This is a genomic window from Denitratimonas organivorans, from assembly GCF_037478135.1.
Classification (GTDB): domain Bacteria; phylum Pseudomonadota; class Gammaproteobacteria; order Xanthomonadales; family Xanthomonadaceae; genus Denitratimonas.
This window is the reverse complement of record NZ_JBBHDV010000015.1, coordinates 62,986-74,456: the sequence shown is the minus strand read 5'-3', so window position 1 is coordinate 74,456 and position 11,471 is coordinate 62,986. Positions and strand designations below refer to the sequence as shown.

11 protein-coding genes are annotated in these 11,471 nt (G+C 60.8%); 9 read left to right on the top strand and 2 right to left on the bottom strand.

The features are described from left to right. Window positions 1-44 precede the first annotated feature (44 nt). A complete protein-coding gene (locus WDB66_RS13765) occupies window positions 45-2,222 on the bottom strand; it encodes an AAA family ATPase (protein ID WP_339399181.1) in 2,178 nt (725 codons plus the stop codon). Between the two features lie 160 nt (window positions 2,223-2,382). Between WDB66_RS13765 and WDB66_RS13760 the strand changes: the two genes are divergently transcribed. The 9 genes from WDB66_RS13760 (at window position 2,383) to WDB66_RS13720 (ending at window position 10,127) form a co-directional block, all read left to right on the top strand. Then, complete coding sequence (locus WDB66_RS13760) at window positions 2,383-2,775, top strand: hypothetical protein (RefSeq protein ID WP_339399180.1); 393 nt, start codon at window positions 2,383-2,385, stop codon at window positions 2,773-2,775. A gap of 174 nt (window positions 2,776-2,949) precedes the next feature. Continuing rightward, window positions 2,950-4,197, top strand: coding sequence for a PD-(D/E)XK nuclease family protein (locus WDB66_RS13755; protein WP_339399179.1), 1,248 nt, complete (start codon window positions 2,950-2,952; stop codon window positions 4,195-4,197). Between the two features lie 67 nt (window positions 4,198-4,264). Then, window positions 4,265-4,636 (top strand): hypothetical protein, encoded by a 372-nt coding sequence (locus WDB66_RS13750; RefSeq protein WP_339399178.1) that lies wholly within the window; start codon window positions 4,265-4,267, stop codon window positions 4,634-4,636. 132 nt (window positions 4,637-4,768) lie between these two features. Continuing rightward, entirely contained in the window at window positions 4,769-6,037 is a 1,269-nt protein-coding gene (locus WDB66_RS13745) for a hypothetical protein (RefSeq protein ID WP_339399177.1), read from the top strand. 97 nt (window positions 6,038-6,134) lie between these two features. Then, entirely contained in the window at window positions 6,135-7,085 is a 951-nt protein-coding gene (locus WDB66_RS13740) for a hypothetical protein (RefSeq protein ID WP_339399176.1), read from the top strand. 115 nt (window positions 7,086-7,200) lie between these two features. Further along, on the top strand, window positions 7,201-8,214 hold the full coding sequence (locus WDB66_RS13735; RefSeq protein ID WP_339399175.1) for a helix-turn-helix transcriptional regulator: 1,014 nt from the start codon (window positions 7,201-7,203) through the stop codon (window positions 8,212-8,214). Continuing rightward, entirely contained in the window at window positions 8,211-8,546 is a 336-nt protein-coding gene (locus tag WDB66_RS13730) for a 7(1) septoil knot domain-containing protein (RefSeq protein WP_339399174.1), read from the top strand. The genes WDB66_RS13735 and WDB66_RS13730 overlap by 4 nt, the downstream gene beginning before the upstream one ends. A 100-nt stretch (window positions 8,547-8,646) precedes the next feature. Next, complete coding sequence (locus WDB66_RS13725) at window positions 8,647-9,417, top strand: SIR2 family NAD-dependent protein deacylase (protein ID WP_339399173.1); 771 nt, start codon at window positions 8,647-8,649, stop codon at window positions 9,415-9,417. Between the two features lie 236 nt (window positions 9,418-9,653). Next, window positions 9,654-10,127 carry an REP-associated tyrosine transposase gene (locus WDB66_RS13720; protein WP_339399172.1) on the top strand — a complete coding sequence of 158 codons (474 nt, stop codon included), beginning with the start codon at window positions 9,654-9,656 and terminating at the stop codon, window positions 10,125-10,127. A gap of 79 nt (window positions 10,128-10,206) precedes the next feature. On the opposite strand, the gene WDB66_RS13715 is transcribed toward WDB66_RS13720, so the two are convergent. After that, window positions 10,207-11,421: a citrate/2-methylcitrate synthase gene (locus WDB66_RS13715; protein WP_339399171.1), complete on the bottom strand. Its 1,215-nt coding sequence runs from the start codon at window positions 11,419-11,421 to the stop codon at window positions 10,207-10,209. Window positions 11,422-11,471: the final 50 nt, after the last annotated feature.

The window sequence follows — 11,471 nt, the reverse complement described above, 5'->3', positions numbered from 1 at the left end:
TGGTCGTGGAGCGGCCCAGCCTACGGCACCTGGCCCGCTTCGGTTCAAGGAAATTGCACTTCAGGGTTGAATCCGCCCCCCATCCCCGCCTTCGCGCCGCCTGGCTTGAGCCGCAACTCGGCCTCCAGCAGGCTAAGCACCTCAGCCGCCTCTGGCATCTGCCCCAACACCCGTACCTGCCGAAGCACATTGGCCACATCGCCGGGGGTCAATTGCTCCATCCGATCAATGCGCCGCAACACTTCCTCTCCCAGTACTTGATCCGCAAGCACACGCTGCATCAACGCCCGCCGTTGTGCTGAATCAAGGAAATCGAACCGGATTTTGAAATCAAATCGCCGCAAGCTCGCTGCATCCAGCGAATCGACCAGATTGGTGGACGCAATGAAAATGCCCTCGAATGCCTCCATCTGCGTCAGCATTTCATTGACCTGACTCACCTCCCAGCTCCGCTGCGCACGGCTGCGATCCTGGAGAAAACTGTCGGCCTCGTCGATCAGCAGGATCGCGCCCTCGTCGCTTGCCTCCAGAAACGCCTGCGCCAGATTCTTCTCGGTTTCGCCCACCCACATGCTAACCAGATCGGACGCGCGCTTGACGTGCAGCGGACGATCCAGCACCTGCGCCAGGTGATGCCCAAGCGCCGTCTTGCCGGTGCCGGGCGGCCCGAACAGACACAGCCGCGCCGCACGCCCGGCACGCAAACCCTCGATCAGCGCGGAAAGATCGCGATCGGTATTGAGAAACGCCGGATCGTAATGCGGCGGCAACCCGGCGGCTTTCCTCGCCGTGGAATGCCCCATCGCCCGCAACGACATCTCCACGATGCGTTTGGCCTGCGCATCGCGCTCATCGCGACGCTTGCTGCCCAGCGCCTTCACCACCTTGGCGGCACGTTCGATTTGTGCAGGCGGCAAGGCTTCCAATTCACTCAAGGCCGCAACGCCGGTTTCAGACAACAGCGCATCCGGAAAATAACGCTCCACGATACGCTCACGCACCTTGCGCGGCGGTGTGCGGAACTGTGCGACCAGATCGAAACGCCGCAGATACGCCGGATCAACCGCACGGATGTCGTTGCACACCCATATAGCGGGTACAGAATTGGATTCCAGAGTCAGATTGATCCAGCCCTTCGCAAGACTTTCCGGGTCGCGCCCTTGCTTGCCCACCAGCGCCGAGAGCAGCGTCGCACCACCGCTGCCGAATACATCTTCCACCTCGTCGAACAAAAGCAACTGCCCGCGATTGCGCGCAAGCAGGCGTTGCGCCAGCGTGTAGGCGCGAAAGCGCGCCTCGCCGGAAATCGGATCGCGGTCTTCGTCCTCCACCGGCACTTCATCCAGCCGCGCCCCGAGCGATTGCGCCAGCGCGCGCACGAACTCCGTCTTGCCGGTTCCCGGATCGCCGTGGATCAACACATTCACCCCGCGACTGCGCCGCTTCAATGCGCAAGCCATGTAATTGACGATCATCGCGGCTTCTGGCTGGTGACAAAAATCGCCCAGCGAAAGCGCCGCCGCAGGCGCGGGTCGCAGCAGGCTGCGCTGGATGCTCTCCAGATCGAACGAGGGCGACAGAAGATTGATCGCCAAGGTACTGCCCAAGCTACCGCACATTTCCATCGGATGGTTGTGCCGATCCAGATCGAACCTTCCGAACACACCGATGCGCCGCAGCGTGCATCCCGATCCCAGCGCTGCCGAAATGCCACGCACACGTTTTCCAAGCGCGTGCTGAACCAGAGCGAAGAATTGCATTGGCGTGGATACCCAGCGTTGCAGCAGGTCGTCGCAACCATCCACGCTTTTCGCCACTACGGCCAGACGCAACACCGCGCACTCGGTGCCTGATAACCGCAGCGCCTTGCCGAGCTTTTCGACATTGCGATCCAGTGCCGGAATTGCCGACTCACCGCGCACCTCCAGGCGCTCGCGTTGCTTGGCAATCGCACGTTCCACCGCAAACGGCGAAAGCTCCGACAGCCTGACCTCGCCCTGCAATTCCAACCCAGCCAGCCGTAACAGACCCAAGGACTCGCCCTTGGCAATCTGATCGTAAGGACGAACGCGCGCCATCATCCGAACCGCGTACAAGGCGGCACAGCGTTCCAGCGCCGTTTCCAGCCGCCGCGCCCGGAACACCGGCGCTTTCTGCGGCACAGCCACAGGCGCGATGTCCGGCTGCGGCTCGCGACGACGGGGCTTCTGATTGCGCAACATGGGCGTCCTCGTATCAAGTGAGGACAGTGTTGCCTTGCCGTGCGACAGATGCCGTCGCATGCACAAGTGCAACAGCCACAGCCAGCCGCACCAAACTCTGCGACAACGCGTGTCGCCAGCAAGCCTATGCTGTGCCAGGCATCACCACACAGACACACACATGAGCGACCAACCCGACACCTACCCCCCACCCACCCCATCCATCGCGCAGCGACTGAAATCTCGTGAGCTTGGGCTTCTGATCGGCGAAGGCAACTGCACGGAAGCCGATCCCTTTATGATCCTCGACACCGACAATCACGTCGCACTGGAGCACTTCATCGCTCAACTGCTGATGGAAGAAGAAGGGATGGAGTTCAGGTTCTTCGAGCAATCGCTCCTTCCGCAGGGCGAGCGATACATCGACAAACTGACGTTCGACGTGAGGCTGGAAGGTGCCACCGAATGGCAGGAACAGAGGTACTTCCACTTCGACATCACCGATGGTTTCAACGCCTTGCAAGTACGAGTTATTTGTAGCGACCCGCAATGGCAGCACGATGACCGATGGTAAAGTCACCAGAACGATGGGAGCTAGCTTTTTTTATTCACATCGCCATCCTGAACGACCTGCATATGTCATCGTTGTTGGTGTAGCGAAACATGTAGGTCATTCTGGACAACGGGTCGATCTTCCCGTGGCGCATAAGGAAGCTTTTTTGGGAACTTGAATAGAGAGTAGGCAGCGATGCAAGCGATCGAAAATTTTCTGTCGAAAATTAGCACGATGACGAAAACAGCACAGAAATACAGTGAGGATATAAAATCTGAGCTTGCGCCAGATTTCTTGGCGTTGGACTTTTTGAGACGAGATGAGCTTGGACTCTCAAGAATTTTAGCAAACCTGCTTGATCCAAAAGGTAGCCATGGGCAAGGCCCTGTTTTTCTTGAGTTGTTCCTTCAGCAATTCTGGCCGGAGATGATACCGCATGCATCGAATGCAAGAGTAAAATGTGAGGCAACCACATCCCGTGGCCGCAAAATGGATATAAAGGTAGACTTAACGCCACGCAGCGCGATGGTGATTGAAAGCAAGATATGGTGGGCGGGAGATCAAGCCCATCAGATAAAAGATTATCTTGAAGAGCTTAAGTCGAATTGTGACTTATACAGAGTTCTATATCTTACGCCAGTCAAGGGAACTCGTCCGTCCAAGCACAGTATTGATGAATCCCTTTGCAATGAAGCTATTGTCTCGGGTCGACTTACCCTCCCTGGCCCCACGGATTTGAGAACATGGGTGAAAGAATGCATTTCTGCTTGCCAATCTTTCAGGGTTCGATCATTTCTAGACGAGTTATTGTTGTTTATTAATAAGAGAATTATCGGGGAGGTAAACATGAGCAATTCGAGTAAAATTGCTGAACAAGCGGTAATGAACAAGGAAAATTTACGAGCTGCGATGGACATAGCAGGCTCTTTAGACTCAATCAGAAGGAAAGCCTTCCAGGAATTTATCAAAAAACTGAGTGGAAGGGAGTCAAGCATAGCGATTCCCGAGGGCTGGGAGCTTACCCTGGATCCAAACATTTTCGATACAGCAGATTCCAATATTTCACTTGCCCCCAGACCCAGGGAGGATGCAAAATATTCCGTGGTCGTCAATTTTGGCAGGAAAGAACTGGGAGATGTGGCCGTTGGAATCAGGGTATTGCTCCCGGTGGTTGACAACAAATTACAAAATGATCACAAGCGTGATGCACAAGATCTATATGAAGCAATTCAGGAGTCCCCTATAAACAAGGGGAAGCTCGATCTTCCATGGTGGGTATGCTGGTACAAGTTCCCTAAATATATTGACTGGCGTCAGCCTGATGCCGTTGTTGCAATGGTTGATGATGATGAAGGTGGCATGGTCAATTTGGCTATAACCGAACTTAATGAAGTAATTTCATTCTTGGAAGATAAAAAACTGCTCAGCAAGTTCGTTAAATAAAACTTAATGCGAAATGTTAAATATGGTTAGCCATTATATTGTCATAGCCTGAGATCAAGACAACGCCATGCCCCACCTCATCCACACCTTCGACACCTGGTTCACCGAGAACAAAACCGATCTCTACTATCTCGGCCTCAAGCACACACTTCCACCGGCTGAGATGAGACGCCAAGGGTTGCTCCGCGATCATGATCGGTTGCAGGCGATGCTGCGGGAATGGCAGGCAAAGCATCTGGCGGAAGTCGAAACCTTCATGCTTGCATCGAACGGTCAACTTGAAGGCGCAGGGCAATATCTGGGCCTTGTCATCACGCCGGAGCAGGTCGAGGCGTATGCAACTGCGCACGAGGATGAAAACGGTGTTTCACGCGATCCGTTGGTGCAGATGTACTGCCAGACCTATGCGGCATGGCAGTGCCGAACGATGGATCGCTGACGACGGCTGATTCCTGCGTACGCCGCGCACAACCAAGTCCACTCGAACGCCCGGTGCCATGACCAGCATCGGGCGTTCTGCTGTCAGGATCGGTCCGACACTGGATGTCGGTGATAGCGGCATCCTGTCCAGATGGATTCCTTCAAGAACGGCAAGCTCTATATCAACGAAGCCAAGCGCGGGCGCATCACGGTGGTGCGTGGATGGCCGGACCTGCGCGCGTGGACACGCACTCGGACAACCAGTTGGCGATGCAGTCGCATTGCGGCCGAAGCGGCTACCCGCTGCGTGGATCGCGCTGGTCATTGGCAGCTTTTGATGCGTAGTAAAGAGGTGATCCGGCAGCATCACGCGATATCGCCGGGTATGCCGATTCCTTTCAGTCTCCATGCCGATTGTGCGAGTAGCCGGGCCATGCTGGCCTTTACCGCGACGTTCCCGCCGCAGGTGCTGGCACGTGCGGCGATCTTCGGCCAGCGCCGCTGGCATGTGTTGTGTCTGCAAGCGCGGGTGCCTGGGGCGGATGAGTTGCTCTTCCACAATCCGGCATTGGCCTGGATGTTGGCGAGCAATTGGGTGTTCCGTGATGGGCGCGGGAGTGGTGATGCGATGCGCAATGCGCGTCGTTGGGTTGGCAAGCGCCAGCCGGAGATTTTGTCGTGGATGGGCTTCAGTGGATCGCGACGGCTGGCGCGGATCGTGCGCGAGGTCGAGCCGCAGGCCGTCAGCGTGCCGGCCATGCTTTATCTGCGGAATGCTTCGTGGCAATCGGAGTGCATGGAAGCCCTGCAACACCTGCAACGGTTGGATGCGTCGGCGCTGCGGATCGCAACCGATCCGACATTGCTCAGCCGGGTGACGCCACGTTTTCTGCAGCAACTGGATGTGGAGCCGGCCGGCGATGCACATCGAACCCGGGCGTGGAAGCTGCGCGAGCTACTCGAACACGAAACAGCGCTCACCGTGCAGAATGCGCCACTCCCGCGACGCATCGACACCCTCGCCCAGATGGATGAATGCCTGCATCGCTTTGCGCACGGGGCCGATGTCCATCCGCCAAGCAGGTCACGCCCTCCGGCAGCTACCACACTTCCCATTGCACCCTGGCCAGGAACAAAACATATCCAGCCCATTGCAGATACCGATGCGCTGATGCTGGAAGGTGAGCAGATGCAGCACTGTGTCGCCGATTACTGGCGGCGCATCGTCTCCGGTGATATTGCGGTGTATCGGGTACTGGCGCCGGTGCGCGCGACGCTGGCGGTGCAGCGACGACATGGCGAATGGCAGCCGATGCAGATTGCCGGATTCGACAATGCGGCGATCGATCGGACAGCCGCCGCGCAGATCATGCAAGCGCTGCGGCAGCGAAAATCATGGCCGGGCGAAGAAATCGAATGAGCCCTGCAAAGCGTTATCCGCTACTGCATCCAATCAGCGCGACATCATGTGTCGCACCAAGACGCATGCTGACCATCCATTCCCGGGATTTTATCCAATGCCGATCCTCAAAAATTCCGGCCCGGACAGGGCACTGATGCCAACCGACAACGGCGTGCTTCTGTTGAGCATCCGTGATGGCGCGGTGTACGAACAGCTTGCGACCGGGCTGGCGCAATGCCAGCGACATGACCATGCGGTTGGCGGCATCGTGGCGGTGTTGATCCATCCTCGTGGCACATCGCCGCGATGGCGGTCGGTACGGGTGATGATGGTTGGCAAGGCTGCGGAGCTGCGCACGATGACCACGCTGGAAACCCCGATACCCGCGACCGATGTGGTCTGGTTAGGTGGGCGCCTGGTGATCTGTGGAGAAGCCTCGACCGGATCGCGGGCCTGGATCGTCGATCCGTTCGCCGATCAGCCCATCTGGCGGCCACTGGAGATGCCGTCGGAACTGGAATCACCGCGCAAGGGGTTTGATGCACTGGTGTCCAACGGCCGGCAGCTGATTGCCATCGACAACATCGTGTTCCCGAAGTATTCGGTCGCGTATGAATCCGGCCACGGCGAGGTACCGCAGCTTGTCCGGGTCGCAGAGTTGGCCGCTAACGGAAGCTACGAGCATGTCCACTCGGCCTCGAACGGACGCAGCTTGTTCGCCGTACATTCCACAACGATGGGGCGCGAACGGGGGGCGACGTTCATCTCGCTTTACCGCCATTCCAGCCTTGCGCTGCGCGCCGTGCTTCAGTTGCCTTATCGCCCGGTTTTCCATGCGATGCAGGAGGATGATCTTTGGTTGCTGCAGCCGGACGAGCCGGGTGTGCTGCGACGCTATGCAATCGACATGCTGAAAGAACCGGCGCTGGCACCGAATTCGCTGGTGCTGGTGGAAACGCGGCACTTTGACGTGCCCTACGACCGGATGCTGACCTCGGCCTACGGTCGCATTGTGCTGAGCACCGGTTCAGCGGACGGGCCGTTTGAAATAGTGGGGGATGAGTAGCCCGGGAGCGCGGGTGCAATCGCCGCAAGAATCCGGCTCACGGGACGCGACGCATGGTGTCGGGTGTGATGATGGCGGTGCTAATCTCGCGCTTGCCCTCCATCCGGATTCCACCATGTCCGACACCACGCTGCGTTATCTGGAAACCCTGCGCGCCATTCCGCGCCATCCGCGCAAAATCACCGCCGGCGAGGTACATGCGCATCTGCTCGGTGCCGGATTCGAGATCGGCGATCGCAGCGTGGAGCGCGATCTGCACAAGCTTTCGACGCGTTATCCCATCGTCTGCGATGAGGGCGTGCGGCCGGCGGGTTGGTGCTGGCGGGCGGGCGCGGCGGATTTGATTGCACCGGGGTTGACCACGGGTGAGGCGCTGGAACTGGAGCTTTTGGCGCGCTATCTGAAGCCGCTGTTGCCATCGGGCGCATGGGCCAGCTTGCAGCCGAGGCTTTCTGCTGCGAAGGCGACATTGAAAACACTGGCCGATGCGCCTTTGGCGCGCTGGCGCAAGCGGGTGGCGGTGATCGGGGACGGGCCGCCGCTGCAGGTGCCGGAAATTGCCTCGCAGGTGCTTGCCACGGTGCATGAGGGTCTGTTGCGCAACTGTCGCATCGTGCTGGATTACCGTGCGGTGGAGGCGGAAAAACCCCGGCGCTACGAAGTCAATCCGGTGGCGCTGGTGTACATGGGCCAGGTTGGATATCTGGTCGCCATGCTTTGGGAATACGACGATCTGCGGCTGCTGGCGCTGCATCGGATGAGCCAGCCCGAACTGCTCGATACACCGGCCCGGCAAGCCAAGGATTTCGACCTCAGCAACTACCTGCGCGAGCAATCCCCGTTCGATTTTCCCGGCAGCGAGGAATGGCATCTGCAATTGCGCGTCCACGGCTGGCTGGCACGGCATCTGGAGGAACGGCGTCTGTCGAAGGATCAACGCATCGAGCCGAACGGCGATGATGCGGACACCGCGATCGTGCGGGCCACGGTGCGCGAAAGCGAACGCATGGTCTGGTGGCTGCGCAGTCACGGCCCGGCGGTGGAAGTGCTGGAGCCGGCCGCGCTGCGACAGCGTCTGGCGGAGGATTTCGCAGCGCTGGCGGCCTGTTATTCGAAGGCATCGAAATGATTTTCAGATTGCTGTTACTGTTCGCCGGGCTGCTGCTGGCCGGTGCGGCATCGGCATTGACCATCCATGAGGTGAAATACGCTTCGCAGGCGGATCTGAAGGTCTATCGCGTGCGTTACGCCTCGCAGGCCGATCTTCGCACTCACTGGGTGGATTATCGCAGCCAGGCGCGCGGCGATGCGCTGTGGTGGCGCGCGCCTTACGCCTCGCAGGCGCAAGTCAAGGTGTTCTTCGTGCCGTATGCCTCGCAGGCCGATCTGAAGATTTTCGAAGCCGATTACGCCAGCCAGGCCGGCTGGAATGGGCCACCGAGGGGCCTTGGCATACGCTGATGCCGGCGTAGCCGACGCCGGTGTCGCAGCAACAGTTTGTGCGACAGCAAATGTCGCAGCAAGGCGGCACGATGTTTCTTTTCCGACAGGTGAACCCGCCATGCCCGATACCGCCCTTCTCGACCAGACCCGCAGCCTGATCCGTCAGGCACGCTCGATCGTGGTGCTGAGCGGCGCCGGCATGTCGGCCGAAAGCGGCATCGCGACGTTCCGCCAGGCCAGCACCGGGCTGTGGTCGCGCTATTCGCCGCAGGATCTGGCCACACCCGAGGCCTGGCGCAACGATCCGGCGCTGGTCTGGGGCTGGTATCTGTGGCGCATGGCGGCGGTGCGCGCGGCGCAGCCCAATGCCGGGCATCTGGCGCTGGCCAAAGCGGCGGAAAACAGGCCGCTGGTGGTCGTCACGCAGAATGTCGACGATCTGCACGAACGTGCCGGCAGCCGCGAGGTGCTGCATCTGCATGGCGAACTGTTCGCGCATCGCTGCTTCGCCTGTGCGCGGCGTTGCTCCGAAGTGCCGATTCCGGCGGTCGATGACGAGCCGGCGCATGTCGATCCGCCGCGTTGCACGCATTGCGGCGGGCGCATCCGCCCGGGCGTGGTGTGGTTCGGGGAAAACCTGCCGGAAGCACCGTTCCGCGCGGCGGTGGAGGCCAGCCAGTCCTGTGATCTGATGCTGGTGGTCGGCACTGCCGGCGTCGTGCACCCGGCTGCCGCATTGCCGTCGCTGGCACGCCAGCATGGCGCCAGCATCGTCGAGATCAACCCGCAGCAAACCGAACTGTCCACCCTCGCCGATGTATGCCTGCGCGGCGGCGCGGCGCAGGTGCTGCCGAAACTGTTCGACGCCAGCCCCGAGCAATTGGGCTGAATCCACACATGTCGTAGGAGCGCACTCGAAGAGGGCGCGAAAAAACGCCGGGGCGCCGTCGGGGGTTCACACCATCGCGCCCTCTTCGAGTGCGCTCCTACATTGGGGGTTTTGGCAGGTGAAGCCGGGTGTCGTGCCGGACATCGCGTTGCGCGGATGCAATTGCGACGTTTTCCGACGCACATATCAGCCATCTGCCGATAGGCGCGGGTGCTGCCCTGACCAATGCTGCGGTCATGACAGTCATCACTCCAGCACCTTCCGGCCACGGCGCGCTGCGAAGGGGCCGATACAGCGAACCGGGGCGGGTTTACCACTTGACCAGTGGCACGCATGATCGTCGATCCGTTTTCAGTGACCATCGTGCCGCGTGGGCCGCATGCCGTTCCTTTCATGACAGCCGTCTGCTCAGGGACACCCGTCTTCTTGCCTGGGTTCTGATGCCGGACCATGCGCACTGGCTGCTTGAGTTGGGTGTGGCCTGTCCCCTGCCCAAGGTGGTCGAGTTGCTGAAGTCGGCGAGCGCCCGCCATGCCAACCGTGCTCTTGGTCGCTGCGGGCCGCTCTGGGCCCGGGCGTACCATGATCGTGCCTTGCGATATGAAGACGATGTGATCCAGACCGCGCGGTACATCCTCGGCAACCCGCTGCGTGCCGGACTGGTCCAGCGCATCGGCGATTACCCGTATTGGAACGCCATCTGGCTGTAGGAGCGCACTCGCAGAGGGCGCGAAGGTGTGATTTCCACCGGCACTCTGGGCGCTTTTCGCGCCCCCTGCGGGTGCGCTCCTACATTGGGGGTTCGGCTTCGTTGCCGACGTAGCGGGCGCGTGGGCGGATCAGGCTGCTTTGGCCCTGTTGTTCCAGTGCGTGGGCGAGCCAGCCGGCGACGCGGCCGGCGGCGAACAGGGCCAATGCGGCGCTCGCGTCCAGCTCGTGGGCTTCGATGAGCGCGGCCAGCATCAGGTCGATGTTGGGATGCTGGCCGGTCAGGGTTGCGACCTGTTCCACCAGCGCGGTCACGGTGGAGAACTTTTCCGGCAGGGCTGGGCGCTGCCGGATCTGTGCGAGCAGTTCCGCGCCGCGCGGGTCGCCGTGCGGGTACAGCGCGTGGCCGAAGCCGGGGAATTCGTCGCCGCGTTGCCAGCGTTCGGAAACAAACACAGCCAGATCCGGCGTCTGGCGGGCCTGGCGCAGGAATGCGAACGCGCGTGCGGTGGCGCCGCCATGGCGCGGGCCGGTGAGGGCGGAAAGGCCGGCGCAGACGGTGGCGTGCAGGTGCGCGCCGGTGGAGGCGACCACGCGTGCGGCGAAGGCCGAGACATTCAGCTCGTGCTCGGCGCACAGCACCAGCGCGATGCGCAGCAGTTCGGCAAAGGCGGCGTCGTGCGGTTTCCAGCAGCGCGCCAGCAGCGCATGCACCGGTTCGGATGACGGCGCCACGCCGGCCAGCAGGGCGGCGTTCTGGCGCAGCAGCAACGCGGCGGTTTCGCGCCGCACCGAGGGCGAGGCGTTCAGCGAATGCGGCAGCGCCAACGCTAGCAGCGGCATTGTCGCCAGCGCGCGTTCCAGCGGTGGCAGTGCGCTATTGCCGGCCAGTGGCGCCGCGATGTCCGGCCATGGCGGCGGTGGCTGATCGAACGGATCCTGCGCGCCGCAATCCCATAGCAGTCGGGCCGCGTCTTCCAATGTGGCGCCGTCACGCGCCAGCGTTACCGCCGAATGGCCGCGATAGGTCGGGCCATCCGGGCGGATCTGCGAGATCGCGGTTTCCATCACCGGCAGGCCGCGATCCAGGCTCTGCGCCGCGCCGCGTGCGGCTCCACGGCCGGCACGTTTGCGTGCCAGCAGGCGATCGATGTCCTGCGCACGATAGACCCGGCTGCGCGGATCGTCGCCGGGGCGCGATTCGATCAGGCCTCGGCTGACGTAGGCATACAGCGTGGCGGTGCTGATGCCGAGCCGGGCGGTGGCTTCGCTGGCCGGAACATAGGCCTTGCTCATGGGTTGATTGATGAAATCAAGATTGATCAATAGATCATACAGTGCCACAG

Bases quoted from the DNA above. Each gene is read 5' to 3' on its own strand.
- WDB66_RS13765 (WP_339399181.1), bottom strand. From the start codon at position 2,222: ATGTTGCGCAATCAGAAGCCCCGTCGTCGCGAGCCGCAGCCGGACATC.
- WDB66_RS13760 (WP_339399180.1), top strand. From the start codon at position 2,383: ATGAGCGACCAACCCGACACCTACCCCCCACCCACCCCATCCATCGCG.
- WDB66_RS13755 (WP_339399179.1), top strand. From the start codon at position 2,950: ATGCAAGCGATCGAAAATTTTCTGTCGAAAATTAGCACGATGACGAAA.
- WDB66_RS13750 (WP_339399178.1), top strand. From the start codon at position 4,265: ATGCCCCACCTCATCCACACCTTCGACACCTGGTTCACCGAGAACAAA.
- WDB66_RS13745 (WP_339399177.1), top strand. From the start codon at position 4,769: ATGGATTCCTTCAAGAACGGCAAGCTCTATATCAACGAAGCCAAGCGC.
- WDB66_RS13740 (WP_339399176.1), top strand. From the start codon at position 6,135: ATGCCGATCCTCAAAAATTCCGGCCCGGACAGGGCACTGATGCCAACC.
- WDB66_RS13735 (WP_339399175.1), top strand. From the start codon at position 7,201: ATGTCCGACACCACGCTGCGTTATCTGGAAACCCTGCGCGCCATTCCG.
- WDB66_RS13730 (WP_339399174.1), top strand. From the start codon at position 8,211: ATGATTTTCAGATTGCTGTTACTGTTCGCCGGGCTGCTGCTGGCCGGT.
- WDB66_RS13725 (WP_339399173.1), top strand. From the start codon at position 8,647: ATGCCCGATACCGCCCTTCTCGACCAGACCCGCAGCCTGATCCGTCAG.
- WDB66_RS13720 (WP_339399172.1), top strand. From the start codon at position 9,654: ATGACAGTCATCACTCCAGCACCTTCCGGCCACGGCGCGCTGCGAAGG.
- WDB66_RS13715 (WP_339399171.1), bottom strand. From the start codon at position 11,421: ATGAGCAAGGCCTATGTTCCGGCCAGCGAAGCCACCGCCCGGCTCGGC.